Annotated in this window: 25 protein-coding genes; 3 read left to right on the forward strand and 22 right to left on the reverse strand. The window is 71.8% G+C overall.

Annotated elements, in window-relative coordinates:
- Positions 1 to 5 precede the first annotated feature (5 nt).
- The 3 genes from ACIB24_RS21490 to ACIB24_RS21500 form a co-directional block, all read right to left on the reverse strand.
- On the reverse strand, positions 6 to 2,087 hold the full coding sequence (locus ACIB24_RS21490) for a protein meaA (RefSeq protein WP_398284251.1): 2,082 nt from the start codon (positions 2,085 to 2,087) through the stop codon (positions 6 to 8).
- Between the two features lie 69 nt (positions 2,088 to 2,156).
- Complete coding sequence (locus ACIB24_RS21495) at positions 2,157 to 2,639, reverse strand: SRPBCC family protein (protein WP_398284252.1); 483 nt, start codon at positions 2,637 to 2,639, stop codon at positions 2,157 to 2,159.
- A gap of 9 nt (positions 2,640 to 2,648) precedes the next feature.
- Positions 2,649 to 4,730, reverse strand: a complete 2,082-nt coding sequence (locus ACIB24_RS21500; protein WP_398284253.1) for an MMPL family transporter — start codon at positions 4,728 to 4,730, stop codon at positions 2,649 to 2,651.
- A 73-nt stretch (positions 4,731 to 4,803) separates the two neighbouring features.
- On the opposite strand from ACIB24_RS21500, the gene ACIB24_RS21505 reads away from it, so the two are divergent.
- Together ACIB24_RS21505 and trmB are read left to right on the forward strand one after the other, a co-directional pair.
- Positions 4,804 to 5,283 (forward strand): MarR family winged helix-turn-helix transcriptional regulator, encoded by a 480-nt coding sequence (locus ACIB24_RS21505; protein ID WP_398284254.1) that lies wholly within the window; start codon positions 4,804 to 4,806, stop codon positions 5,281 to 5,283.
- Between the two features lie 36 nt (positions 5,284 to 5,319).
- Positions 5,320 to 5,994, forward strand: a complete 675-nt coding sequence (gene trmB, locus ACIB24_RS21510; RefSeq protein WP_398284255.1) for a tRNA (guanosine(46)-N7)-methyltransferase TrmB — start codon at positions 5,320 to 5,322, stop codon at positions 5,992 to 5,994.
- 133 nt (positions 5,995 to 6,127) lie between these two features.
- On the opposite strand, the gene ACIB24_RS21515 is transcribed toward trmB, so the two are convergent.
- From ACIB24_RS21515 to ACIB24_RS21525, 3 genes are all read right to left on the reverse strand, one after another.
- Positions 6,128 to 8,023 carry a Na+/H+ antiporter gene (locus ACIB24_RS21515; protein ID WP_398284256.1) on the reverse strand — a complete coding sequence of 632 codons (1,896 nt, stop codon included), beginning with the start codon at positions 8,021 to 8,023 and terminating at the stop codon, positions 6,128 to 6,130.
- 45 nt (positions 8,024 to 8,068) lie between these two features.
- Positions 8,069 to 8,410, reverse strand: coding sequence for an STAS domain-containing protein (locus ACIB24_RS21520; RefSeq protein WP_398284257.1), 342 nt, complete (start codon positions 8,408 to 8,410; stop codon positions 8,069 to 8,071).
- Positions 8,411 to 8,674: 264 nt separating this feature from the next.
- Positions 8,675 to 9,298, reverse strand: a complete 624-nt coding sequence (locus tag ACIB24_RS21525; RefSeq protein ID WP_398284258.1) for a cob(I)yrinic acid a,c-diamide adenosyltransferase — start codon at positions 9,296 to 9,298, stop codon at positions 8,675 to 8,677.
- 37 nt (positions 9,299 to 9,335) lie between these two features.
- Between ACIB24_RS21525 and murA the strand changes: the two genes are divergently transcribed.
- Positions 9,336 to 10,616, forward strand: coding sequence for a UDP-N-acetylglucosamine 1-carboxyvinyltransferase (gene murA / locus ACIB24_RS21530; protein ID WP_398284259.1), 1,281 nt, complete (start codon positions 9,336 to 9,338; stop codon positions 10,614 to 10,616).
- A 5-nt stretch (positions 10,617 to 10,621) separates the two neighbouring features.
- Here the strand turns inward: murA and ACIB24_RS21535 are convergent, their stop codons facing one another.
- The 16 genes from ACIB24_RS21535 to ACIB24_RS21610 all read right to left on the reverse strand — a co-directional run bounded on the left by ACIB24_RS21535 (position 10,622) and on the right by ACIB24_RS21610 (position 24,423).
- The gene (locus ACIB24_RS21535; RefSeq protein WP_398284260.1) at positions 10,622 to 12,175 is read right to left on the reverse strand and encodes a hypothetical protein; all 1,554 of its coding nucleotides are present in this window, start codon (positions 12,173 to 12,175) and stop codon (positions 10,622 to 10,624) included.
- A 108-nt stretch (positions 12,176 to 12,283) separates the two neighbouring features.
- Entirely contained in the window at positions 12,284 to 12,751 is a 468-nt protein-coding gene (locus tag ACIB24_RS21540) for a DUF2550 domain-containing protein (RefSeq protein WP_398284261.1), read from the reverse strand.
- Between the two features lie 64 nt (positions 12,752 to 12,815).
- On the reverse strand, positions 12,816 to 13,073 hold the full coding sequence (locus ACIB24_RS21545; protein WP_398284262.1) for a F0F1 ATP synthase subunit epsilon: 258 nt from the start codon (positions 13,071 to 13,073) through the stop codon (positions 12,816 to 12,818).
- Entirely contained in the window at positions 13,073 to 14,533 is a 1,461-nt protein-coding gene (gene atpD, locus ACIB24_RS21550) for a F0F1 ATP synthase subunit beta (protein ID WP_398284263.1), read from the reverse strand. Before atpD ends, ACIB24_RS21545 begins: the two co-directional genes overlap by 1 nt.
- Before the next feature lie 78 nt (positions 14,534 to 14,611).
- A complete protein-coding gene (locus tag ACIB24_RS21555) occupies positions 14,612 to 15,508 on the reverse strand; it encodes a F0F1 ATP synthase subunit gamma (protein WP_398284264.1) in 897 nt (298 codons plus the stop codon).
- Positions 15,509 to 15,557: 49 nt separating this feature from the next.
- A complete protein-coding gene (gene atpA, locus ACIB24_RS21560) occupies positions 15,558 to 17,189 on the reverse strand; it encodes a F0F1 ATP synthase subunit alpha (RefSeq protein ID WP_398284265.1) in 1,632 nt (543 codons plus the stop codon).
- Positions 17,190 to 17,278: 89 nt separating this feature from the next.
- Positions 17,279 to 18,109, reverse strand: a complete 831-nt coding sequence (locus ACIB24_RS21565; RefSeq protein WP_398284266.1) for a F0F1 ATP synthase subunit delta — start codon at positions 18,107 to 18,109, stop codon at positions 17,279 to 17,281.
- Positions 18,109 to 18,693, reverse strand: coding sequence for a F0F1 ATP synthase subunit B (locus tag ACIB24_RS21570; protein WP_398284267.1), 585 nt, complete (start codon positions 18,691 to 18,693; stop codon positions 18,109 to 18,111). The genes ACIB24_RS21565 and ACIB24_RS21570 overlap by 1 nt, the downstream gene beginning before the upstream one ends.
- Positions 18,694 to 18,737: 44 nt before the next feature.
- Positions 18,738 to 18,944: an ATP synthase F0 subunit C gene (gene atpE / locus ACIB24_RS21575; protein WP_398284268.1), complete on the reverse strand. Its 207-nt coding sequence runs from the start codon at positions 18,942 to 18,944 to the stop codon at positions 18,738 to 18,740.
- Between the two features lie 106 nt (positions 18,945 to 19,050).
- The gene (gene atpB, locus ACIB24_RS21580) at positions 19,051 to 19,842 is read right to left on the reverse strand and encodes a F0F1 ATP synthase subunit A (RefSeq protein WP_398284269.1); all 792 of its coding nucleotides are present in this window, start codon (positions 19,840 to 19,842) and stop codon (positions 19,051 to 19,053) included.
- Between the two features lie 29 nt (positions 19,843 to 19,871).
- Complete coding sequence (locus tag ACIB24_RS21585) at positions 19,872 to 20,168, reverse strand: hypothetical protein (protein ID WP_398284270.1); 297 nt, start codon at positions 20,166 to 20,168, stop codon at positions 19,872 to 19,874.
- Positions 20,169 to 20,413: 245 nt separating this feature from the next.
- Entirely contained in the window at positions 20,414 to 20,857 is a 444-nt protein-coding gene (locus tag ACIB24_RS21590) for a hypothetical protein (RefSeq protein ID WP_398284271.1), read from the reverse strand.
- The gene (locus ACIB24_RS21595) at positions 20,854 to 22,137 is read right to left on the reverse strand and encodes an MraY family glycosyltransferase (protein WP_398284272.1); all 1,284 of its coding nucleotides are present in this window, start codon (positions 22,135 to 22,137) and stop codon (positions 20,854 to 20,856) included. The genes ACIB24_RS21590 and ACIB24_RS21595 overlap by 4 nt, the downstream gene beginning before the upstream one ends.
- Complete coding sequence (locus ACIB24_RS21600) at positions 22,134 to 22,808, reverse strand: L-threonylcarbamoyladenylate synthase (RefSeq protein ID WP_398284273.1); 675 nt, start codon at positions 22,806 to 22,808, stop codon at positions 22,134 to 22,136. The genes ACIB24_RS21595 and ACIB24_RS21600 overlap by 4 nt, the downstream gene beginning before the upstream one ends.
- Positions 22,809 to 23,813, reverse strand: a complete 1,005-nt coding sequence (tsaD, locus tag ACIB24_RS21605; RefSeq protein ID WP_398284274.1) for a tRNA (adenosine(37)-N6)-threonylcarbamoyltransferase complex transferase subunit TsaD — start codon at positions 23,811 to 23,813, stop codon at positions 22,809 to 22,811.
- Positions 23,806 to 24,423 (reverse strand): L-threonylcarbamoyladenylate synthase, encoded by a 618-nt coding sequence (locus ACIB24_RS21610; RefSeq protein ID WP_398284275.1) that lies wholly within the window; start codon positions 24,421 to 24,423, stop codon positions 23,806 to 23,808. The genes tsaD and ACIB24_RS21610 overlap by 8 nt, the downstream gene beginning before the upstream one ends.
- Between the last annotated feature and the right edge of the window lie 12 nt (positions 24,424 to 24,435).

Raw genomic sequence — 24,435 nt, forward strand, 5'->3', positions numbered from 1 at the left:
AAGCCCTACTCGACGGGCAGGCCGTGGGCCTTGCGCACCTCGTCGACGATCTCGCCCATCATCTCGGTCAGGCCGTAGTCCTTGGGCGTGAAGACCGCGGCGACGCCCAGCTCCTTCAGCTTGCGCGCGTCCGAGTCGGGGATGATGCCGCCCACGATCACCGGGACGTCGGTCACGCCCGCCTCGCGCAGCCCGTCGAGCACCTCGGGGACGAGCTCCATGTGCGAGCCGGACAGCACCGAAAGCCCCACCACGTGAACGTCTTCCGCGACGGCGGCGGCCACGATCTGGGACGGCGTGAGCCGGATGCCCTGGTAGATCACCTCGAAGCCGGCGTCGCGGGCGCGCACGGCGACCTGCTCGGCGCCGTTGGAGTGCCCGTCGAGGCCCGGCTTGCCGACGAGCAGCCGCAGCCGGACGCCGAGCTCCTCGCCCGTCGCCTTGACCTTCTCGCGCACCGCGGTCAGCAGCGGGCCCGCCTCGGACGCGCCGACGTTCGCGCTGACCCCCGTGGGGGCGCGGTACTCACCGAACACCTCTCGCAGTGTGCCCGCCCACTCGCCCGTCGTCACCCCGGCGCGCGCGGCCTCGATGCTGGCCGGCATCAGGTTGACGCCGCTCTTGGCATCGTCGCGCAGGCGCTGCAGCGCGGCCTGGACGGCGGCCGCGGAGTCCGGGTCGGCGTCCCGCTCGGCCCGCCACTTCTGCACAGCTGCGGCGGCGGCCGACTCGACCGCCGGGTCGACGACCATGATCGCCTCGTCGAGGTTGGCGGTCAGCGGGCTCGGCTCGGTGGTGGTGAACTTGTTGACGCCGACGACGACGTCCTCGCCGCTCTCGATCCGGGCGCGGCGCGCGGCGTGCGAGGCGACCAGCGCGCTCTTCATGTAGCCGGACTCGACGGCCGCGACCGCGCCGCCCATCTCCTGCACGCGGTCGATCTCGGCGCGAGCCCCGGTCAGGATCTCGTTCACCTTGGCCTCGATGACGGGGCTGCCGTCGAACAGGTCGCCGTACTCCAGCAGGTCCGACTCGTAGGCCAGCACCTGCTGCAGGCGCAGCGCCCACTGCTGGTCCCACGGGCGGGGCAGGCCGAGCGCCTCGTTCCAGGCGGGCAGCTGGACGGCGCGGGCCCGGGCGCCCTTCGACAGCGTCACCGCGAGCATCTCGAGGACGATGCGCTGGACGTTGTTCTCGGGCTGGGCCTCGGTCAGGCCCAGGCTGTTGACCTGGACGCCGTAGCGGAACCGGCGCTGCTTCGGGTCCTGCACGCCGTAGCGCTCGAGCGTGATCTCGTCCCACAGCTGGACGAAGGCCCGCATCTTGCAGATCTCCTCGACGAACCGCACGCCGGCGTTGACGAAGAACGAGATGCGGGCGACGACCTTGCCGAACTCCTCGGCGGGCACCTGGCCGGAGTCGCGCACGGCGTCGAGCACGGCGATGGCCGTGCACATCGCGAACGCGACCTCCTGCACGGGCGTCGCGCCGGCCTCCTGCAGGTGGTAGCTGCAGATGTTGGTCGGGTTCCACTTCGGGATGTGGTTGACCGTGTAGGCGATCGTGTCGGTGATCAGCCGCAGGCTCGGGGCCGGCGGGAACACGTAGGTGCCGCGGCTCAGGTACTCCTTGATGATGTCGTTCTGGGTGGTGCCGGCCAGCTTGCCGAGCACCTCCTCCGCGCCCTCGTCGCCGGGGTTCAGGCCCTCCTGCTCGAGGGCGGTCTGGGCGTACATCGCGATGAACCACATGGCCGGTGCGTTGATCGTCATCGACGTGTTCATCTGCGTCAGCGGGATGCTGTCGAACAGCGCGCGCATGTCGCCGATGTGCTGGATCGGCACGCCGACCTTGCCGACCTCGCCGCGGGACAGCTCGTGGTCCGCGTCGTAGCCGGTCTGAGTGGGCAGGTCGAAGGCGACCGACAGGCCGGTCTGGCCCTTGGCCAGGTTCCGCCGGTACAGGGCGTTGGACTCGGCCGGGCTGGAGTGCCCCGCGTACGTACGCATCACCCAGGGCCGGTCCCGCTCGGGGCGGGACGCCGCCGCGGCCGGGCTCACCTCAACAGCCTTGTCGTCGCCAGACATGCCTTCGACAGTAGCGAGGACGGCCCGCGCTCAGCAGTACGTGCGGTGTGGGCGGGATCACCGCGGACCTCAGGCGGACAGCAGCTTCCCGATGTCGTCGAAGCCCTGACGGGCGAAGCCCGTCCAGAACCACCGCAGAAGGGGCATTCCACGCTCGGCCACCCGGCTCGCCGGGGTGACCTCCCAGCTCCAGGTGACCCGCGTGCCGACGTGGTCACGGACGGCTTCCGGGGTGAACGACCAGCGGCCGTCCACGCCGCCGATCAGCAGTTTCAAGGGCCCGGTGAAGGAGTCGAGGTGGTAGCCGAACCAGTGCGGGACCTCGAGGCCGGTCAGGGTCTCGCGCGCCGTCCCGCCGTCGGTGAACCGGATGCGGCGCTGCTGCCCGACGCCCGCGGAACCCCACTCCCCGGTCTGCTCGGTCGAGCGGACGCCCGCGACCACGAGGAACCGCCGACCGAGCACGTCCTGCAGCGGGACCGGCAGGACCCGCGCGTACGCGACGTCGACCGGCACGGGGTACGTGCGCGAGTACTTCAGGTGGGTGACCACGGGATGAGCCTACGTACCGGGTGACGTCCGGGTGGAGACTCCGACCGCCCGGCCCGGCCACCAGAACCGCTCCCCCAGGATCTCCACCAGCGCCGGGACGACCACGGTCCGCACCAGCAGGGTGTCGAGCAGCACGCCGAGGCCCACGATCACCCCCAGTTCCGTCAGCACGGTCACCGGCAGCACCCCCAGGACGGTGAAGACCGCGGCCAGCAGGATGCCCGCACTGGTGATCACGCCGCCCGTGACGGCGAGGGCGTCGACGACGCCGCGGCGGGTGCCGACCCGCGCGGCCTCCTCCCGGGCCCGGGTGCTGAGGAAGATGTTGTAGTCGACCCCGAGAGCGACCAGGAACAGGAAGGACAGCAGGGGCACCTGGAAGTCGAGGCCCGGGTAGTCGAGCACCTGACTGAACAGCAGGCTGGCCCCGCCGAGGGCGGCGAAGTAGCTGAGCACCACGGTCACGATCAGCACCAACGGCGCGACCAGGGAGCGCAGCAGCACCAGCAGGACGAGGAAGACCACCAGCAGGACGAGCGGGGCGATGAGCTTCAGGTCGCGCACCGCGGCATCGCGGGCGTCGAGGTTGGTGGCCACCCCACCACCCACCTTCGCGTCGGCGCCGGGCACGGCGGCCAGGGCCGTCCGCAGGTCGCGCACGGCCTGGTAGCTGGCGGGGGTGTCCGGGGCGGCCGACAGCACGACGTCGACCTGGGCGAGGCTCGCCGAGCGGTCACCGGGACGCACCTGGGCCACCCCTTCGACCTGCCGGGCGGCCGTCACCACGTCGTCGACGCGGTCCGGGCGGGTGATCACGGCCAGGGGTTCCACCGAACCGGCGGGGAAGGCCTTGGCCAGGGTGCGCAGGCCGTCGACCGACTCGGCCGCGGTGCGGAAGCCGTCGGCCTGGCTGAGGCCGTAGGAGGTGCTGAGCACCCCGGTGGCCAGCGCGCCCAGCACGACGATCGAGGTGAGGGCCACCGGCCACGGCCGGCGCGCCGTCCAGGTGCCGATCCGGCGCCAGCCGCGGCCCTCCCGCTCGTTGGCCCGGCGTCCGGACTCGTCGGCGCGCGGCACCAGCGGCCAGAACACCCCGCGCGGGCAGACGACGAGCGCGGCGGGCAGCACCAGCAGGCCGTACACCAGCGCCACCGCGATGCCGATCGCACCGGCGGCGCCGATCGCGACGTCGAACTTCAGGGCGGCCAGCAGCAACGTGAGCAGGGCCAGGACGACGGTCACCCCCGAGGCCAGGACGGCGGGCCCGGCCGAGCCCACGGCGGCGCGCATCGCCTCTCGCCGGTCGGGCCGGCGGCGCAGCTCCTCGCGGTAGCGGGCGATCAGCAGCAGGGCGTAGTCGGTGCCCGCCCCGAAGACCAGTACCGCGACGATTCCGGTGATCGACTGGTCGATGCGCAGGTCGCTGTGCCGGGACAGGATCTTCAGCAGCGCGCCGGCCACCTGGTCGGCGACGCCGACGACGATCAGCGGGACCAGCCACAGGAACGGGCTGCGGTAGGTGACCAGCAGGAGCAGAGCGACGACGGCGGCGGTGGCGCCCAACAGCCGCAGGTCGGCCCCGTCGAAGGCGGAGGCGATATCGGCCTGGAACCCGGCCGCGCCGCTGACCTGCGCCGTAAGCCCGGCCGGCAGACCGGCCCGGACCGTCTCGCGCAGCTGGCGCACCGACGCGGCGGTGTCCTCGACGTCGGCCGCGGCCGGCAGCGGGACGGCGACCAGGGCGACGGTGCGGTCGGGGGCGACCTGCGGCGGGGAGACCTGACCGCCCTCGGCCAGGCGGGCCAGGGCGGATCGCTGTTCGGTCACGGCCGCCAGGTCCGCCTCGTCCAGGCCGGCCCCGGGGCGGCTGTAGACGACGAGCGCCGGGTTCTGCCGGGCCCCGGGCAGCTGCGCCTGCAGGCGAGCGACGTCGGCGGACTGGCTGGACGTCGGGACGCCGGCGGCGGGGTCGTCGTCCACCTGCAGCTGGCCACCGAGCCCGATGACGGCGGCCGAAGCCGCCACCGCGAGAATGAGTACGAGCCATGCCGAGCGGCGGCCGGTCAGCAGGTGCAGGATGCGGTCGACCATCGTTCAGCCCTGTCTCTCAATCAGTGAGATACTCAATGAGTGAGAGTTAATCGCGCGAGGAGGTGGGACGCAAATGCAGACCGGCCGGGAGGGCCCCCTGGGCGAGATCCTCGAGGCGCTGCGCCGCTACGGCACCGACTCCACCCGACTCGCACACGCCTTCTCCGCCCGTAACGGTCTGCAGGCCGCCGACCTGCAGGCCCTCGTGGCGGTGATGGGCGCGGAACGCTCGGGCGAGCCGCTCACCCCCGGGGCCCTGCGCCAGCACCTGGGGCTGTCCTCGGCCGGCACGAGCTACGTGATCGACCGGCTCGAACGGGCCGGGCACGTGCGCCGGGTCCGCGAGCACCCGACCGACAGTCGCGTCGTCCACCTGCGCTACACCGAGGAGGGGATGGCCACCGGCGTGGCCTTCTTCGGCCCGCTCGGCGACCGCACGCAGGACGTGCTGTCCGGGTTCAGCCCGCAGGAGGTGGAGGTGGTGGCCCGGTTCCTGACCGCCATCGCCGACACCGTGCACGAGCACGTCCAGGAGCTGACCGGGGACGGCTGAGCCGGCCGGCCGAACCGCTGCAGGAGGATGGGGCGCGTGAGTGACTGCGTCGAGCCCCGCGCGGGCGCCGTGCGGACGTACAAGCTGCGCCGCAGCCGCATCGGGCAGACCCGGCGGGCGGCGCTGGACACGCTGCTGCACCGGTACGCGCTGCCGGAGGGCGAGCTGTCGCTCGCCGGACTGTTCGGGGACGGCGTCCCGGTGGTCCTCGAGATCGGCTTCGGCGTCGGCACCAGCACGCTGGCCATGGCGGACGCCGAGCCCGAGCTCGGGGTGATCGCGGCCGAGGTGCACACGCCGGGAGTGGCCACCCTGGTGCAGGGACTGGACGAAGGCGGCCTGACGAACGTCCGGGTGCTGGTGGGCGACGGTCGCGAGCTGCTGGAGGAGCGGATCCCGTCCGGGTCACTGGCCGGCGTCCGGGTCTTCTTCCCCGACCCGTGGCCCAAGGCCCGCCACCACAAGCGGCGCCTCGTCGAGCCGGCGTTCGTCGCGCTGGTCGCCGACCGGCTCGCGCCCGGCGGCCTGCTGCACTGCGCCACCGACTGGGCCGACTACGCGCAGCAGATGGTCGAGGCGCTGGACGCCGAACCGCGCCTGACGCTCTCGGCCGAGCGTGGGCGCCCGGCCTGGCGTCCGGTCACGCGGTTCGAGGCCCGCGCGCACCAGCTGGGCCGCCCCGTCGTCGACCTCCTCGCCGCCCGCTCCTGACCCCTCCCCCTCCTGCGTTGATCATGCGCAAACGCATGACTTCCGCGCTGATCATGCGCAAACGCATCATGCGTTTGCGCATGATCGACGCGCCAAGTCTGCGTTCGTGCATGATCAACGGGGGAAGAGGGGGTCAGCCGAGCTCGGAGTCGACCCAGCACCAGCGCCAGTCCTCGCCCAGCTCGATGCTGCGCATGACCGGGTGGGCGGTCTTCTCGAAGTGCACGTGGGAGTGCCGGTTCGGGGAGGAGTCGCAGCAGCCGACGTGCCCGCACTCCACACACATCCGCATGTGCACCCAGTTGTGGTCGCCGATCGCCAGACAGTCGGGGCAGGCGTCGGGTGAGGCGTCGGGCGACACCGACACGGGCGCCGACGCGAGGTGCTCGCACGCCGCCGGGGTGGTCAGGGCCGTGGAGCGACCCGCCATCTCGGCCCCCGCGCGATGGGCGAACCGGCCGAGCATGGCCTCCTCCTCGTCGATCCGCTCCAGCACCTGCTCGACGAGATCCGAGGGCAGGGAGCCGCTGCGGCGCAGCTCCACGGCCACCTCGCGTTCGGCGGTCAGCATCTCGGTGCGCAACCGCTGGAACGTCGCGGCCGGCGTCTCCCGGCTCTCGCCGCTGCCCGAACCGTTGCCGCCCAACCGTTCCCACGCGGCGTTCGCGACCCGCTCCCCCCAGTTCCGCAGCGGGCCCACGACCTCCTCCGGGTCGTCGTCCGTGACCTTCTCGTCGAGGCGGGCCAGCCCGGCCCGCACCGCCCGCTGCTGCACCAGCGCGACCTGCAGCGCGTCGGCCACCGGATCCGGACCGCGGACCTTGAGGGCGCGCACGAGCCAGGGCAACGTCGTCCCCTGCAGCAGCAGCGTGCCCGCCACCACCGTGAACGCGGCGACCACCAGCGCCGGGTACCCCTCCTCCTCGGCCGGGATCGTCAGCACGGCGGCCAGGGTGACGACGCCGCGCATCCCGGCCCAACCGACCAGCGTGACGGCCCGCCACGACGGGGGCTCGGGTTCGGCGCGGCGCACCGCCGGGATCAGACGCGGCAGGTAGGTGGCCGGGTAGATCCACAGCATCCGGACGGCGACCACCGTGCCCAGCACCGCGGCGCACAGCACGGCGACGTCCGTGTTGGCGATGTCGTCCTCGATCGCCTTGTCCACGAAACCCTTGATCTGGAGGCCGATCAGAAGGAACACGGCGCTCTCGAGCAGGAACTGGACCGTCCGCCAGATCACCCGCTCGGTCACCCGCGAGGCGGCGGACTGGATCTCCGGCGAGCGGTGGCCCAGCATCAGCCCGGCCACGACGACCGCGATCACGCCCGAACCGTGCAGTTCCTCGGCGGCCAGGTAGGCGGCGTACGGCAGGACCAGCGAGAGCGTGGTGTCGAGCACCGGGTCCTCGACGCGGCGTCGGACCTGCGCGGCGACCTGGGCGAGCACCCACCCGACCCCACCGCCGACCGCGACGGCCAGCGCGAAGTCGCCGCCCGCGCCGAGCAGGCTGACCGATCCGGCCACGGCGGCCAGCGCGGTGCGCAGCGTGACCAGCGCGGTCGCGTCGTTGAGCAGGCTCTCGCCCTCGAGGAGGCTGACCACGCCGCGCGGCATGCTCACCCGGCGGGCGACCGCGGAAGCGGCGACGGCGTCCGGCGGGGCCACCACGGCCCCCAGCGCCAGCGCGAGCGCGAAGTCGACCTGGGGCAGCACGGCGTGCACGACCAGCGCCACGGCGAACGACGAGAACAGCACGAGACCGACGGACAGCAGGGCGATCTTGCGCCGGTTGCGGCGGATGTCGACCCAGGGCGTGCGGATCGCCGTCGCGTACAGGAGCGGCGGCAGGATGCCGAGCAGGACGACGTCCGGCTCCAGTTCGATCACCGGGACGCCGGGCACGAACGAGAGCACGAGCCCGAGGGCGGTCAGCACGAGCGGGGCCGACAGGCCGAGACGGGTCGCGAAACCCGCGGTGGCCGCGGCGAGGGCGAGCAGGGCTACGAGGTCGACCGCCAGATGCACCCGGTCAGTCTCGCAGCTTCACCCGGGCCGGCTCCGAGCGGCGGCTCAGGCGAGGAGTCGGGCCTCGTCGGCCTCGGGGACCGACGCGGTCATCCGCGCCATCCGGCCGACGCCGGCCACCCGCAACAGGCGCGCCTCGCGCGGCCCGGGGTTCAGCAGGACCAGGGTGCGACCGCGGCCGGCGGCCCGGCGGGCGAGCCCGACGACGACGCCGAGCCCGGCTCTGTCCCAGATCTCCAGACCACCGAGCTCCACCAGGAGTTCGCCGCGCCCGCTGTCCACCACGTCGTGCAACGCCGCCCGTGCGGCGGCCGCGGTGCGCGCGTCGAGACGGCCCACGAGGGACACACTGTCCCCGCGCGCCAGATCGATCTGCAGATCACCCATCGCCTTGCCTCCCACCCCACGCCCCCGAGCGCAACCGTGCCGACGCTCGACGTTTCGCTGCCGCGGCTACCAGGTACGTTTACCCAGCGCCAACCCAAAGCAACCGAACGTGGTCGATCTCTGGGTCAGACAGTAGTCGGCAGCCGCACGGGAAACCTGAGCCGCGGCGACGGCTGTGGCGCATCGTGAGCCAATCGTGACTCGATCACTCGACATTGTTGTGACAGGTGTGGGACGGGTGTGAAGAGGGCGGCCCGGAGTGCTCTACGAGTCGCTCGAGGAGTCGCCGGGGGCCTGGCCCCCCGGCTGCCACAGCACGTCACCGCCGGGGTTCGCCCGGCGGCAGAGGATGAACAGCAGGTCGCTGAGCCGGTTCAGGTACTGGGCCGCCAACGGGTTGACGCCACCGTCGGACTCGACTCCGTGCGCCTCGATCGCCGCCCACACCGCCCGCTCGGCACGGCGGGTCACGGTGCGGGCGACGTGGAGGTAGGCGGCCGCCGGCGTCCCGCCCGGGAGGATGAACGAGCGCAGCGCCGGGAGGTCGGCGTTGTACGTGTCGCAGGCGGCCTCGAGCCGGTCGACGTACGGCTGCGTGACCCGCAAGGGCGCGGGACTACGCGGGCCGGGGGGTGTGCTCGACAGCGGGACGCACAGGTCGGCCCCGACGTCGAAGAGGTCGTTCTGGACCTGACGCAACACCCCGACGACCGCCTCGTCGAGCCCCTCGCCCGCCGCGGCCAGGACGACGCCGATCGCGCTGTTCGCCTCGTCCACGTCGGCGTAGGCGACCAGCCGTGGGTCGTTCTTCGAGGTCCGGCTGAAGTCCCCCAGCGCGGTGGTGCCGTCGTCACCGGTGCGGGTGTAGATCTTGGTCAGGTTCACCATGCGCCACAGACTAGTTCGCCCCCTACGATCGCTTCTCGTGGAAGCGTTCCGGATCGTCGGTGGCACCCGCCTGCAGGGCGACGTGCGCGTCCCCGGGGCGAAGAACAGCGTCCTGAAACTGATGGCCGCGGCGCTGCTGGCCGAGGGCACCTGCACCCTGGTCGACGTCCCGGACATCCTCGACGTGCGGATCATGGCCGAACTGCTGAACCGGCTCGGCTGCGAGGTGGCCTACGAGATCGGGCGCGGCACGCTGAGCGTGACCGTGCCGAGCGGCCCGGGGCACCGCGCCGACTACGACCTCGTCCGGGCCATGCGCGCCTCGATCTCCGTACTCGGGCCGCTGCTGGCCCGCCAGCACGCCGCCGAGGTCGCGCTGCCCGGTGGGGACGCGATCGGCTCCCGGGGCCTCGACATGCACGTGCAGGGTCTGCAGGCGCTCGGCGCGGAGGTCGAGCTGCGGCACGGCTACCTGGTCGCCGAGGCGCCCCGCGGGCTGATCGGCGCGGAGGTCCGGCTCGAGTTCCCCAGCGTCGGCGCGACCGAGAACCTCGTGATGGCGGCGGTTCTCGCGAAGGGCCGGACCGTGCTCGACAACGTGGCCCGCGAACCCGAGGTCGTCGACCTGTGCCGGATGCTGCGCCGGATGGGCGCCCGGATCGAGGGCGTCGCGGGCAGCACCCTCGAGATCGAGGGCGTCGAGGGGCTGCACCCGGTCGAGCACCGGGTGGTGCCCGACCGGATCGCCGCCGGCACCTGGGCCTTCGCAGCCGCCATGACCGGCGGGGACGTCGTGGTGCGCGGTGGTGAGTCGGGTCACCTCGAGCTGGTGCTCGACAAGCTGACGGACGCCGGGGCGCAGGTGTCCGACGCCATGGACGGTTTCCGGGTGGTCGGGCCGCAGCGGCCCCGCTCGGTCGACGTCGCCACGCTGCCCTACCCCGGCTTCCCCACGGACCTGCAGCCGTTCATGGTGGCGCTGATGGCGGTCGCCGACGGCGCGTCGATGATCACCGAGAACCTGTTCGAGGCCCGGTTCCGCTTCGTCCAGGAGATCGCCCGGCTCGGCGCGCAGGTGCGGGTCGACGGGCACCACGCCTACGTACGCGGGGTCCCCGGCCTGTCGGGGGCGCCGGTCGAGGCCAGCGACATCCGAGCCGGGGCCGCACTGGTGCTGGCCGGGCTGGTCGCCGACGGCGAGACGACCGTGCACGAGGTCGCGCACATCGACCGCGGGTACGACGGCCTGGAGGTCGCGCTGCGCGGCCTCGGTGCGGACGTGCAGCGGATCGGCGTCCCGGCGGTCGAGCCGATCTAGCCGCCCTAGCCGATCGCCGCGCCGAACCGGGAGCCGCCGCTCACGGTCCAGGCCGTCCCGGCCTTGGTGCTGAGGCCGAACAGCGTGTCCCACGTCAGGTCGAACACGGCCCCGGCCGGGTAGCCCTTGTCGTCGGGAACCCCGAGCCGGAGCGTCCCCCGGTCGGCCAGTACCGATCCGAACCGTTCGCCGGCCTCCGCCTTGCCGGGTACGCCCGTCGAGTCCTGGGTGACGAAGACGTCGTCCGAGCCGCGCGCCCCCGACGTGGTGAACACGATGCCCGCCACGCCCCCGACGTCCTTCAGGTCGCCGACGTCCTCCCCCGGCACCCCGGCCGCCAGGCTGAGCTCGATGAAGTCGTGCTGGACCGAACCGATCGCGACGCTCGCCCCGAACCGGTCACCGGCCTCCGCGGTCCCCGAGATCCCCTTCGAGTCCTGCCCCACGACCGTGTTCAGGATGTCCTTGTCACCGAAGCGCAGCAGCTGGACCGATCCGGCGTCCTTGGCCTTCCCGACGTCCTCCCCCGGGATGCCGACCGCGACCCAGGGGACCAGCGTCGCCGGCTCGCGGCCCACCGCGAGCGCGGCGCCGAACTCGTCACCCGCCTCAGCGGCACCGGCCACCCCGGGCGTGGCCTGGCTGAGCGTGTCCCCCTCCACCTGCGCCGCGGTGAGCGGACTCACCAGGAGCTCGACCGCACCTGCGCCCTCGTTCTCGCCCGGCACACCCACCATCAGGTCCTGGCAGGGTCGGATCGCGTTGGTGCACGCCCCCGACAGACCCGAGCCGAAGACCAGGCTGCTGCCGAACGCGTCGCCAGCCTCGGCGACCCCGGTGACGCCCGCCGTGTCCTGGCTGACGAACAGCGACTTGTCGGTGGTCGCCGTGTCGTCGAACGACAACAGCACCACGCCCCCGGCCCGGGCCCGGCCACCGACCGGCAGGCCGGGTACCCCGATCGCGAGCTGGGCGTATCGCTCCCGACCCGTCTCGCCCGCCCCGTTGCGATCGATGTCGCTGGCGAGCGCGAGCGCGGCGCCGTAGCGCGAACCACTGCTGCGCGGCCCGGCGAAACCGTTACCGGAGATGGTCTTCGGTGCACGGCCGGAGCCCAGACCGTCGGGGCCGCCGAAGAGGATTTCGACCTGGCCGACGTCCGTGAACTCACCGAGGTTCTCGCCCGGCGTCCCGACCACGACGTCCGCACACTTGTCGCCGTCGACGAAGCCGACGGCCAGGGTCTGGCCGAACCCGTCGTTGGTCTCGGCCGTACCGCCGGCCTGGGCCGAACCCTGGGCGATGGTGGTCGACGACCCGAACCCGCCGCCGGCCTTGCCGTACCGCACGTCGATCCGCCCGGCCTTGGCCCTGCCGGAGACGGTCGCCCCCGGGTCGCCGGCCACCTGGTCGGCTACACCGTCGCCGTTGAAGTCGCCGGTGCCACCGGTGTCGACGCACGCGACGGCCGCGTGGGCCGGGCCGCTCGCGGCGACCAGGGAGCCCAGCCCCAGGACGGCGATCGAGCAGGCGGCGAGAACACGGGTGGCGGGGCTCACGGGCACCTCCGGACGAGCTGCCATGACCCCCGTGGCCAGTGCAGTGGGGCGAAATCCTGATGAACCCCGCCCCACCGCGTCAAGTCCGACCCGTCCCGAACGGGCGTATCAGCGGGTGTACGAGGCGAACCCGGGGGGCGCGGACTCCAGCCAGGTCGCGAACCCGTTGTAGGCCTGCTCGCTCATCGCGAACTCGATGATCTCGCGATCCGCATCGGAGCCGTAGCGACAGCGTACGACCACCGAGTCCGGCAGGATCGAGTCCAGTTCGGTGTCGGTGGGTTCACGCCGCTCGACGACCTCGAGCCGGCCGCGCTCCAGGACCCGCCGCGGACGCAGCGTCAGCGTGAAGACCCGGAACCACTCGAGGTTCTCGCCGCTGTAGCGGGCCACCCCCAGGATCCACCCGCCCGGCTTCCCGGTCGGGTGCTTGCGCAGGGCGCAGTCGAAGCTGACCAGGTCGCGCCCGAGCGCGTAGCGGCGTCCGACGACCGCTCCCAGGGCCAGGCCGAGCAGGAGCAGCAGCGTCAGGACAACGATGACAGGGGCGGCGACGTACTCCGAGAACCCGCCCATAGCGCCTCGACCCGCTTACCGATGCTCGACCTGTTGCCCGACCCGACGCCTACGCTGACCGTTCTCAGCCCAGCGTGGCGTCCTGGGAGACGATCGTGACGCGGTCGTGCTCGACGGACAAGAAGCCGTCCTGCACGGTAGCCGCGACCGTCTCCCCCGAGCCGGTCAGGATCTGGACCTGGCCCGCGGCCAGGATCGCCAGCGTCGGGGCGTGCCCGGTCAGGATGCCGATGTCACCCTCGACCGTGCGGGCGATGACCCGCGTGGCCTCGCCCTGCCACAGGCGCTCCTCGGCGCTGACGACGTCGACCTGGAGAGCCATCAGGCACCCGTCTCCTTCTGGATCTGGTCCCACTTGCGCTCGACGTCGTCGAGGCCACCGCACATGAAGAAGGCCTGCTCGGCGACGTGGTCGTACTCGCCGTCACAGATCTTCGTGAAGGCCTCGACGGTCTCGTTCACCGGGACGGTCGAACCCTCGATGCCGGTGAACTGCTTGGCGACGTAGGTGTTCTGCGACAGGAACCGCTGCAGGCGGCGCGCCCGGGAGACGACGATCTTGTCCTCCTCGGACAGCTCGTCGACACCCAGCAGCGCGATGATGTCCTGCAGTTCCTTGTTGCGCTGGAGGATCTGCTTGACCCGGATCGCCGTGTCGTAGTGCGCCTGGCCGATGTAGCGCGGGTCCAGGATGCGCGAGGTCGAGGTCAGCGGGTCCACGGCCGGGTAGATGCCCAGCGACGCGATCTCGCGGGACAGCTCGGTGGTCGCGTCGAGGTGCGCGAAGGTGGTCGCCGGGGCCGGGTCGGTGTAGTCGTCGGCCGGCACGTAGATCGCCTGCAGCGAGGTGATCGAGTGACCGCGGGTCGAGGTGATCCGCTCCTGGAGCGTGCCCATCTCGTCCGCCAGGTTCGGCTGGTAACCCACGGCCGACGGCATCCGGCCGAGCAGCGTGGAGACCTCGGAACCGGCCTGCGTGAACCGGAAGATGTTGTCGATGAAGAGCAGCACGTCCTGCTTCTGCACGTCGCGGAAGTACTCCGCCATCGTCAGCGCGGACAGCGCGACCCGCAGCCGGGTGCCCGGCGGCTCGTCCATCTGACCGAAGACCAGGGCGGTCTGGCCGAGGACGCCGGCCTCGTCCATCTCCTTGATCAGGTCGTTGCCCTCACGGGTGCGCTCGCCGACGCCGGCGAACACGGACACACCGCCGTGGTCGCGCGCCACGCGGGCGATCATCTCCTGGATCAGCACCGTCTTGCCGACACCGGCGCCGCCGAACAGGCCGATCTTGCCGCCCTGCACGTACGGGGTGAGCAGGTCGATGACCTTGATGCCGGTCTGGAACATCTCGGTCTTGGACTCGAGCTGGTCGAAGGCCGGGGGCTTGCGGTGGATCGGCCAGCGCTCGGTGACCTGCAGGTCCGAGGTCGGGACGTCGAGCGAGTCGCCCATGGTGTTGAAGACGTGCCCGAGGGTCACGTCGCCGACCGGCACGGAGATCGACTCGCCGCTGTCGGTCACGGTCATGCCGCGGACCAGGCCGTCGGTCGGCTTCAGCGCGATGGCGCGCACGACGTTGTCGCCGATGTGCTGGGCGACCTCGAGCCAGAGCTTGATCGGCTCGCCGCTCAGCTCGTAGTCGATGTAGAGCGCGTTGTAGATCTCGGGGATCGCGTCGGCGGGGAACTCGATGTCGACGACGGGCCCGATGACCCGCGCGACGCGGCCGGCGCCGGCCTCGGTCGAGGAGGCCTCGTTCTCGGTGACGGTGGCGGTCATTGCGTCTTCTCCCTGCTGTACCGACTGCGTTGGTCGACGGTCGAAAGGTCTGGTGGCCTGCTCGGCCGGGTCAGGTGGTCAGGAGCCGGCGAGGGCGTCGGCCCCGCCGACGATCTCGCTGATCTCCTGGGTGATCTCGGCCTGGCGGGCCTGGTTGGCCAACCGGGTGTACGTGCGGATGAGTTCCTTGGCGTTGTCGGACGCCGACTTCATGGCCCGCTGGCGGGCCGCCAGCTCCGAGGCCGAGGCCTGCAGCAGCGCGTTGAAGATGCGGGCGTCCACGTACTTCGGCAGCAGCGCGTCCAGCACCTCGGCCGCGTTCGGCTCGAACTCGTAGAGCGGCAGGACGTCCTCGGGTGCCGGGGGCTCGTCACCCTCGACGACCTCCAGGGGCAGCAATCGGATGACCTCGGGCTGCTGGGTGACCATGCTGACGAACCGGGTGAAGACGATGTGGATCTCGTCGATCCCGCCGTCCTCGTAGTCGGCCAGGAAGTCCGCCACCAGGCGCTCACCGATCTCGCGGGCGTGCTCGAACCGCGGAGAGTCGGAGAAGCCGGTCCACTCGGCCCGGATGTCCCGGCGACGGAACCTCAGGAAGGCCACCGCCTTGCGCCCGGAGGCGTAGGTGACGACGTCCTTGCCCTCGTCGCGCAGGCGCTTGGTCAGCTCCTCCGCCGCCTTGAGAGCGTTCGAGGAGTACGCCCCGGCCATGCCCCGGTCGCTCGTGACGACCAGGACGCCGGCCCGGCGGACCTGCTCCTTCTCCGTGGTGAGCAGGTGCTCCACGTTGGAGAAGGTGGCCACCGCCGAGACGGCGCGGGTGATCGCCCGGGCGTACGGCGTCGAGGACGACACCGCCTGGCGCGCCTTGCTGATCCGCGAGGTGGCGATCAGCTCCATCGCGCGGAAGATGCGCTCCAGCGAAGCCGTGGAACGGATCTTCGCGCGGTACTCCCGCTGCTGCGCTCCCATGTCTTCCTGCTCTCCCTAGACCGTCTGTCGAAGCGGAACCGGTTACGGCTCAGTGCTTCTGCTTGACGATCTGCTCCTGCTCGATGTCCTCGTCGGCGGTCGCCTCGTGCTCCTCGTGACCGGCGTGGACGCCGCCGTCGCCACCGGTGAACCCGGCGGTGAAGGCCTCGACCTCGGTCTCCAGCGCGGCGGCGGTGTCGTCGCTCCACTGGTTCGTCTCGGCGATGGTCTTCAGGATGCTGGTCGAGCGACGCAGGTGGTCGAGGAACTCGCGCTCGAACCGGCTCACGTCGCTCGCCTCGATGACGTCGAGCTTGCCCGAGGTCCCCAGCCAGACCGAGACGACCTGCTCCTCGGTCGGGTACGGCGAGTACTGCGGCTGCTTGAACAGCTCCATCAGGCGCTGGCCGCGGGCCAGCTGCTGACGCGAGGCGGCGTCCAGGTCGGAGGCGAACATCGCGAACGCCTCGAGCGCGCGGAACTGCGCCAGGTCGACCTTCAGCGAGCCGGTGACCTTCTTCATCGCCTTGGTCATGGCGTCACCGCCGACCCGCGAGACCGAGATGCCGACGTCCACCGCGGGGCGCTGGTTGGCGTTGAACAGGTCGGACTGGAGGAAGATCTGGCCGTCGGTGATCGAGATGACGTTGGTCGGGATGTACGCCGACACGTCGTTGGCCTTGGTCTCGATGATCGGCAGCCCGGTCATCGACCCGGCCCCCAGGTCGTCCGAGAGCTTCGCGCAGCGCTCGAGCAGCCGGCTGTGCAGGTAGAAGACGTCGCCGGGGTAGGCCTCGCGGCCCGGCGGGCGGCGCAGCAGCAGCGACACCGCGCGGTAGGCCTCGGCCTGCTTGCTCAGGTCGTCGAAGATGATCAGGACGTGCTTGCCGGCGTACATCCAGTGCTGGCCGATGGCCGAACCGGTGTACGGCGCCAGGTACTTGAAGCCCGCCGGGTCGGACGCCGGGGACGCGACGATCGTCGTGTACTCCAGGGCGCCGGCCTCCTCGAGCGCACCGCGCACGGAGGAGATCGTCGAGCCCTTCTGGCCGATCGCGACGTAGATGCAGCGGACCTGCTTGCTCGGGTCGCCGCTGTCCCAGTTGGCCTTCTGGTTGATGATCGTGTCGATCGCGATCGCCGTCTTGCCGGTCTGGCGGTCGCCGATGATCAGCTGGCGCTGGCCGCGCCCGATCGGGGTCATCGAGTCGATGGCCTTGATGCCGGTCTGCAGCGGCTCGTGCACCGACTTGCGCTGGACGACGGAGGGCGCCTGGAGCTCCAGGGCGCGGCGGCTCTCGGCCTCGATCTCGCCGAGACCGTCGATCGGGGTGCCCAGCGGGTCGACGACCCGGCCGAGGAACTTGTCGCCGACGGGCACGGAGAGGACCTCGCCGGTCCGCTTGACCTCCTGGCCCTCCTCGATGCCGCTGAACTCACCGAGGACGACGACGCCGATCTCGCGCACGTCGAGGGTCTGGGCCAGGCCCAGGGTGCCGTCCTCGAACTCCAGCAGCTCGTTGGCCATCACGCTCGGCAGGCCCTCGACGATGGCGATGCCGTCGCGCGCCTCGGCGACCCGGCCCACCTCCTCGCGGGCGGCCGACTCGGCGTCGTAGGACTGGACGAAGGCGTCCAGGGCGTCCCGGATCTCCTCGGGACGGATGGTGAGCTCCGCCATCTGGAATCCCCTGCTCTCTGTTCGTCTTGGCCCGTCGGGCCGAGCTGCTTTCGGTCTGAGTTCTAGGTCTGTGCTGTAGCTGTTTGCGGTCAGCCGGCGAGGGCCCGCTTGGCCCGGCCGAGCTTGGCGAGCACCGTGCTGTCCAGTAGCTCTCCGGCGACGAGGATGCGCAACCCGCCGATGACCTCGGGGTCCACCGTCACGTTGAGCCGGATCTCGCGGTCGTAGATGCGCTGCAGGGACGCCGCCAGCCGGGTTCGCTGCGCGGGCTTCAGGTCGACGGCCGCGACGACCTCGGCGACCAGCTGGCTGCGCCGCTTCGCGGCGGCCGCCAGGTAGGACTCCAGGGCCTGGTCGGTCCGCACCCCGCGGGGGGCCGTGGCCGCCTGGACGGCGAGCCGCGTCGTCTGCGGGGTGGCCTTGCCCTTGAGCAGGGTGGTCACCAGCGCGGCCTTGCGGTCCGCCCCCGAGCTGCGGGCCGAGAACGCGTCCCGCAGGCCGGTGTCGGCCGCGACGGTGCGGGAGAACCGGAACAGCTCGTCCTCGACGTCGTCGAGCGTGCCCGCGTTCTGCGCGCCGGCGAGGACGGCGCTGACGCCGAGCTCGTCGGTGGCGTCGACCAGGTCGCCCGGGTCGGCCCAGCGGCTGCCCACGAGCGAATTCAGGAGGGTCCGCGTCGGGGCGCTGAGCGACCCGAACAGGCGCTCGGCCAGCGCCGACTTGGCCTCGGCGGGCCGCGTCGGGTCGGTGAGCGCCCGGCGCAGGCCGGGGTTGCCGGCCAGCACGCCCGTGACGGCGAACAGCTCGTCGCCGACGACCGCCGGGTCGGCCTTCGGGGCCCCGCCGCGCGGGCCCGCCGCGACCAGCGACTCGAGCTGTTCGTGGGCCTGGGCCAGCGACTGGCGGCTCGCTCCCTGCATCAGCGTGCTCCGTCGGCGACGGCGGACTCCGACGCCTCGAGCTCGTCGAGGAAGCGGTCGATCACCCGGCTCTGCCGGGCCTCGTCCGCCAGGGCCTCGCCGACGATCCGCGACGCGAGCTCGGTGGCCAGCGTGCCGACGTCCGCGCGCAACTGCACGATGGCCTGCTGCCGCTCGGCCGCGATCTGCTGCTCACCGGCCGCGACGATGCGGGCCGACTCGGCTTGCGCCCGCTCGCGCAGCTCCGCCAGGATCTGCGCACCCTCGGCGCGCGCCTCCTCGCGGATGCGACCGGCCTCGGCCCGGGCCTCGACCAGCTGGTTCTGGTACTCCTCCAGCGCGGCGTTGGCCTCGGCCTGCGCGGCCTCGGCCTTCTGGATGCCGCCCTCGATGGCGGCGGTCCGCTCCGCGTAGAGCTCCTCGAGCTGCGGCACGACCCACTTCGCCACCACGAACAGGATGATCGCGAAGAAGATGAAGCCCGCGATCAGCTCGGCCGGGTGCGGGATGATCGGGTAGGCGTTCGCCCAGCCGCCCTCTTCCTCGCCCTCGGTGGCGGCCAGTACGGCCGACAGTGCACTCATGGCTGCCTCGTCTCAGTTCGGCGGGGTGTTCGGTCGTCCGCCGATCAGCGGAAGACGAAGGCCAGGGCGAGACCGAAGATGGCCAGCGCCTCGGTGAGGGCGAAGCCCAGGAACGCGAGGGGCTGCAGCATGCCGCGCGCCTCGGGCTGGCGGGCCACGCCGCTGATGTAGGCGGCGAAGATCAGGCCGACGCCGATGCCGGGGCCGATGGCGGAGAGGCCGTAGCCCAGGATCGCGATGTTGCCTTCCATTGTCCGTCTCTTCCTCTCGGAGCTCGGCGCGCGGTGCGCCGTCGGTTTGGTGGTGCTGTGCCCCGGCCCGAAGACCGGGGAACGTCTGGTGTGGTGGTGCCGCCGATCAGTGTTCGTCGGCGAGGGCGTCCGCGATGTACAGCGCGGCGAGCAACGTGAAGATGTAGGCCTGCAGGAACTGGACCAGCAGTTCGAAGCAGGTCATCACGAAGGCCATCAGCCAGGTGACCAGGCCGGCGCCCGCCAGGCCGATGCTGCCCGACTCGAAGACCAGGTACTCGCCGCCGAGGATGAACAGCAGCAGGAGGATGTGGCCCGCGAACATGTTGCCGAAGAGTCGCAGGGCCAGCGTGACCGGCCGGACGATGAAGTAGGTGTTCAGCTCCAGCAGGATCAGCAGCGGGAGCACGAACCCCGGCACGTCCGGCGGGATCGAGATGCGCTTGATCCAGCCGCCGACCCCGTGCTTGCGGGCGCCGAGGAAGTGGTAGACGACGTACACGACGAGAGCCAGAGCGATCGGGAAGCCGATGCGGCTCATCGTCGGGTACTGGACGACCGGGATGATCCCGAACAGGTTGTTCACCAGGATGACGGTGAACAGGCTGAACAGCAGCGGGATGAACTTGATGAAGTCCTTGGCGCCGATGATGTCGCGCCCGATCGAGTTGCGGACCAGGCTGTAGCTGGCCTCCAGCAGCGCCTGCCCCTTGCCCGGGACGACGCTCAGGTTCCTCGTTGCGCGCACGAGCACGATGCACAGCAGGATGGCCGAGATGCCGAAGACGAAGATGGGCCGGGTGATGGCGAAGGCACCGTCGCCGATCAACGGCTGCCAGAAGTCGGCGACGCCGGGAGCCTCGTAGCCCCCTTCGGCTGCGGCGGCGAGCGCGATCAACCTGCCATCCTCCTTGATTACTCAGAGTGCTATGGTGCTTGCTCGTCTGACGCGGGTGGAACTTCCGGCTCCCCGTCGCCCGCTGTCGGGTCGGACGGTGGGGGACTGACGTAGCGCTTCACGATGACGTACAGCGCGAGCGCCATGCCGCCCACCAGACCGACCGGCGTGAACACCTGGGTGCCCAGCCACCGGTCCAGCAGCCACCCGAGCCCGCCGTAGAGCATCGGACCCGAGATGAGGTACGACAGCACCGTCCACCCGGCCCGGACTTCGGCGTGGGAAGCCTCCGCGGTCGAGCCGTTACGGGACGTGTCGTCGTCCATCTGGGCAGACTGTAGCAGCGCCTGTGAAGCACCTTGACCGGTGCCCCTCCGTAATCGGTCACCCGGGCCTCGATCGGGCATGAACAACGGGTGCTACGGGCGCAAACGGGGCTCGAACGCCCTGCTCAGCGGCTACCCAGGGCGATTCGGAGTCGCCCCTGAGGCGACTATGTGAATGTGTTCACAATCACGTAGTCGGTTTTCGGGAACCCATCGTGACCACCGGCAAGGCCTCCGGCGGAGCGTCAGCGAGGCAGTTCGGTGTCGCTGAACACGGGCGTGCGCAACCGTCGCGTGCGCACCGCCTGGCCCACGACCCAGGCCCCCGCGGCGGCCAGCACCCCCACCGCCGCGGCGGTGTCGTCGAACTCCTCGACCGCCCCCAGCAGCACCCACACGACGCCCAGCACGACGACGACCGCGAAGTACGAACCGACAGCCACCGCCTGTAACCCGCTCGGGGTCAACCGCCCCGCGGCCCGCATCACCAGTGGGCCCACGGCCAGGGCCAGGACGGCGAGCACTCCCCCGACCGCGGCACTCACCGCCGCGGCCCCGCCGTCCAGCACCAGCATCACCAGGGCGGCGACCAGCAGCGCGGCCAGCCCCGGCCCCGCGCCGCCGCGCAGCAGCGCACCGGCCGGGTCCCGGGTCGGACCACCGGGATCATGTGCGGGCCCGTGACTCACGACGCCTTCCCGGGGGCGGGTGCCCCGGGGACCTCCGGCCCCTCGGCCACCCGCAGTGCGGGGTCGACGTCCGGGTCGTGGGTGGCCACCGCCGTCCCCTGCGCCTCGGCGTCCTCCGCCTCCTGCGCGGCGGCCGCGATCCGGTTCGCCTCCGCGATCGAACGCCCGGCCTCGAGGGCGGCGAGCCGGGCGGCGGCCAGCCGGCCCCGCAAGGGCCCGAGGGTCAACGCGAGCGCCAGCAGCACGCTGAGCGCGGCGATCAGCGATGCCCAGTGCGCCGGCAGCACGGCGAACAGCGCGACGCCGAACCCGACGGTCGCCGTCCAGAAGTAGAGGATCAGCACGGCCCGCATGTGGCTGTGCCCGATGGCCAGCATCCGGTGATGCAGGTGCAGCTTGTCGGGCTGCCAGAACTTCTGCCCGGCGCGCGTGCGCCGGAAGACGGCCAGGAACAGGTCGATCAGCGGCAGCGCGATCACGGCCAGCGGCAGGACGACGGGCAGGAACGCGGGCAGGATGCGCCCGGCGTACACCGCGTCCGGGTCGATCTTCCCGGTGATCTCCACCGTCGAGGCGGCCAGCAGCAGACCGATCAGCATCGAACCCGAGTCGCCCATGAAGATCCGGGCCGGGTTGAAGTTGTGCGGCAGGAAACCGACGCAGGCCCCGACCAGCGAGGCCGTGATCAGGGCGGCCAGCGACGAGTAGTCCTGCTTGTTCAGGTCCTTGGTGAGCAGGTAGGCGTAGACGAAGAAGGCCGACCCGGCGATCGCCACGATGCCGGCGGCCAGCCCGTCCAGGCCGTCCACGAAGTTCACCGCGTTGATGCAGATGACGACGGCCAGCACGGTCAGCACGATCAGCACGCCCGGCGACGGGATCCACACGCCGCCCAGCGGCAGCAGCACCAGCTGCAGTCCCTGCCAGGCCATCACCCCGGCGACCAGCGCCTGACCCGCGAACTTGGTGACGGCGTCCAGCGTCCACAGGTCGTCCGCGACGCCGAGCAGGCAGATCGCCCCGGCGCACAGCAGCACGATCCACGGCTCGCGCGAGTCGAAGATGCCCTCGAAGAACGGCACCCGGCTGGCGATCAGCAGCGACACCGCGATGCCCAGGTAGATCGCCGTCCCGCCCAGCCGCGGGATCGGCACGGTGTGCACGTCGCGTTCGCGGACCTCGGTGATCGCCCCGAACCGGCGCGCGATCCGGCGGGCGGCGGGCGTCGTCAGGTACGTGACCGCCGCGGCGACCACGAGGACGAAGAGGTAACCCCTCACGGCGCGGGCACCTCATCGGGCATCTGACCGGGCACGAGCAGGTCGGGGACGACGGCGCGCAGCCCCTCGGCGTCGATCGCGCCCGCGCGCAGCAGCCGGACCGTCGGGCCGGTGGTGTCGACGACGGACGACGGGACGCCGCCGGTGCTCGGGCCGCCGTCGAGGTACACCTCGACCGCATCCGCCAGCTGGAGCTGCGCCTCCCCGCACGTGGTGGCCGCCGGGGCGCCGGTCAGGTTGGCGCCGCTGACCGCCAGCGGCCCGGTCCGCTCCAGCAGCTGGAGGGCGACGGGATGCAGCGGCATCCGGACGGCGACGGTGCCGTCGGCGGCCCCGAGCTCCCAGTTCAGGGTCGGCTGGGCCCGGCAGATGATGGTCAGCGCCCCGGGCCAGAACGCCTCGGCCAGCGCCCGCGCGTCCGGGCCGACGGCCGTGGCCAGGCCGTCGAGCGTGCGCACATGCGGCACCAGGACCTGGGGGTTGACCAGCCGGCTCAGCCCCTTCGCCGCCTGCAGACCCTGCAGGCCCTGGGGTGAGAAGGCGTCGCAGGCGATCGCGTACACCGTGTCCGTCGGGACCACGACGCACGAGCCCGCGCCCACGTGGTCCGCGGCCACGCTGATGCCCTGGGCCCGTTCACCGAGGTCCGTGACGTCGAAGTACCTGCTCATCTAGAAGAGGTCCAGCGACAGCGAGGAGGTCGGCCGCAGGCCCACGTCGACCCCTCGGGCGAGGTAGTCCCACGCCGCCAGCCCGATCATGGCGCCGTTGTCGGTCGACCAGCGCAGGGGCGGCAGGCAGAGCTTGACCCCCAGGTCGGTGCACATCGCCTCGGCCCGCTGGCGGACCTGCGGGCTGGCGGCGACACCCCCGACGATCACCAGCGACTCCGCCTCGACCTGGCGCAACGCGCGACGGCACTTGACCTCGAGGACCTCCAGACAGGCCGCCACGAATGACGCCGCCACGTCCGCGGGGGGCGCGTCGGGGTGTTCGGCGAGGAAGTTGCGCACCGCCGTCTTCAAACCGGAGAACGAGAAGTTCAGCCCGTCGGCCAGCATCGGCCGGGGGAAGGGGATGCTCGCCGTGCCGTCCTTCGCGAGCCGGTCGACGACCGGGCCGCCCGGGTAGCCCAGGCCCAGCATGCGCGCCACCTTGTCGTAGGCCTCCCCCAGGGAGTCGTCGACGGTCGAGCCGAGCAGCCGGATGTCGGCGGACGACGTCATGTGGGCCAGCAGGGTGTGGCCACCGGAGACCAGCAGGATGAGCGCGGGGAACGTGACCCGCTTCTCCTCCAGGTCGGCGCTGCGCAGGTGACCGCGCAGGTGGTTGACGCCGAGGACCGGCTTGTCCCAGCCGTAGCCCAGCGCCTGCGCCGTGTCGACGCCGACCTTCAGCGAACCGATCAGGCCCGGCCCGCGGGTCACGCCGATGGCGGTGAGCCGGGCCGGGTCCACGCCGGCCTCCGTGAGCGCGGTGTCGACGGCGACGAGCACCTTGTCGATGTGGGCGCGGCTGGCCAGCTCGGGCACGATCCCGCCCCACTGGTTGTGCAGCTCGATCTGCGAGACGGTCGCCGCGCCGAGGACGCGGCCGTCGGGCGCGACGACGGCGCACGAGGTGTCGTCGCACGAGGTCTCGAGGCCGAGGATCAACTCGTCAGACTCGTCAGACATGGACCCCGAGCACCTCCTCGATCTCGCTCGTCGGCACGACGCCCACCCGTTCGACGGCGGGCTGGGCGAGATTACAGTTCACCAGCGTCGACGCGACACGCCCCAGCGGGCCGGAGTCGATCACGAGGTCGGGCGGCGCGAGCAGGTCGGCCAGGATCTTGGGCACCTCGTCCTGCGTCGCGTGCGCGTGCGCGTTGGCGCTGGTGACCAGCAGTGGACCGACCCGGCCGAGCAGGGCGAGCATCCCGTCGTGGGCCGGGATGCGGACCGCGATCTCGTCCCGCCCCGCCAGCCAGGGCGGCAGCTTCTCGGGGTGTACGCCCAGCGCCACGGTCAGCGACCCCGGCACGAGGTGAGAACTCAGCAGCCGCGCGGCGTGCCGGTCGACCACGGCCCCGAGCCCCTCGATCGCGGCGATCGAGTCGACCATGATCGGCAGGTTGACGTTGCGCGGCCGGCCCTTCATCGCGAACAGCTTGTCGATGGCGTCGTCCCGGTCCGGTCTGACCGCGAGGCCGTAGACCGTGTCGGTCGGCACGAGCGCCACGCCGCCCGCGGTCAGGACCTCGTCCGCGCTCGACCAGTCGGCCGGCTGCACGCCCTGCGACATCACTTCGCCACC

The organism is Spongisporangium articulatum (assembly GCF_044465595.1).
GTDB lineage: Bacteria > Actinomycetota > Actinomycetes > Actinomycetales > Kineosporiaceae > Spongisporangium > Spongisporangium articulatum.

Excerpts from the sequence above, each read along its gene's own strand:
- ACIB24_RS21565 (WP_398284266.1), bottom strand. The coding sequence starts at position 18,109 with ATGCAGGGAGCGAGCCGCCAGTCGCTGGCCCAGGCCCACGAACAGCTC.
- ACIB24_RS21505 (WP_398284254.1), top strand. The coding sequence starts at position 4,804 with ATGCAGACCGGCCGGGAGGGCCCCCTGGGCGAGATCCTCGAGGCGCTG.
- ACIB24_RS21545 (WP_398284262.1), bottom strand. The coding sequence starts at position 13,073 with ATGGCTCTCCAGGTCGACGTCGTCAGCGCCGAGGAGCGCCTGTGGCAG.
- ACIB24_RS21490 (WP_398284251.1), bottom strand. The coding sequence starts at position 2,087 with ATGTCTGGCGACGACAAGGCTGTTGAGGTGAGCCCGGCCGCGGCGGCG.
- atpD (WP_398284263.1), bottom strand. The coding sequence starts at position 14,533 with ATGACCGCCACCGTCACCGAGAACGAGGCCTCCTCGACCGAGGCCGGC.
- atpA (WP_398284265.1), bottom strand. The coding sequence starts at position 17,189 with ATGGCGGAGCTCACCATCCGTCCCGAGGAGATCCGGGACGCCCTGGAC.
- ACIB24_RS21570 (WP_398284267.1), bottom strand. The coding sequence starts at position 18,693 with ATGAGTGCACTGTCGGCCGTACTGGCCGCCACCGAGGGCGAGGAAGAG.
- atpE (WP_398284268.1), bottom strand. The coding sequence starts at position 18,944 with ATGGAAGGCAACATCGCGATCCTGGGCTACGGCCTCTCCGCCATCGGC.
- ACIB24_RS21540 (WP_398284261.1), bottom strand. The coding sequence starts at position 12,751 with ATGGGCGGGTTCTCGGAGTACGTCGCCGCCCCTGTCATCGTTGTCCTG.
- ACIB24_RS21600 (WP_398284273.1), bottom strand. The coding sequence starts at position 22,808 with ATGAGCAGGTACTTCGACGTCACGGACCTCGGTGAACGGGCCCAGGGC.
- tsaD (WP_398284274.1), bottom strand. The coding sequence starts at position 23,813 with ATGTCTGACGAGTCTGACGAGTTGATCCTCGGCCTCGAGACCTCGTGC.
- ACIB24_RS21610 (WP_398284275.1), bottom strand. The coding sequence starts at position 24,423 with ATGTCGCAGGGCGTGCAGCCGGCCGACTGGTCGAGCGCGGACGAGGTC.
- ACIB24_RS21555 (WP_398284264.1), bottom strand. The coding sequence starts at position 15,508 with ATGGGAGCGCAGCAGCGGGAGTACCGCGCGAAGATCCGTTCCACGGCT.
- ACIB24_RS21525 (WP_398284258.1), bottom strand. The coding sequence starts at position 9,298 with ATGGTGAACCTGACCAAGATCTACACCCGCACCGGTGACGACGGCACC.
- ACIB24_RS21585 (WP_398284270.1), bottom strand. The coding sequence starts at position 20,168 with ATGGACGACGACACGTCCCGTAACGGCTCGACCGCGGAGGCTTCCCAC.
- ACIB24_RS21500 (WP_398284253.1), bottom strand. The coding sequence starts at position 4,730 with ATGGTCGACCGCATCCTGCACCTGCTGACCGGCCGCCGCTCGGCATGG.
- ACIB24_RS21520 (WP_398284257.1), bottom strand. The coding sequence starts at position 8,410 with ATGGGTGATCTGCAGATCGATCTGGCGCGCGGGGACAGTGTGTCCCTC.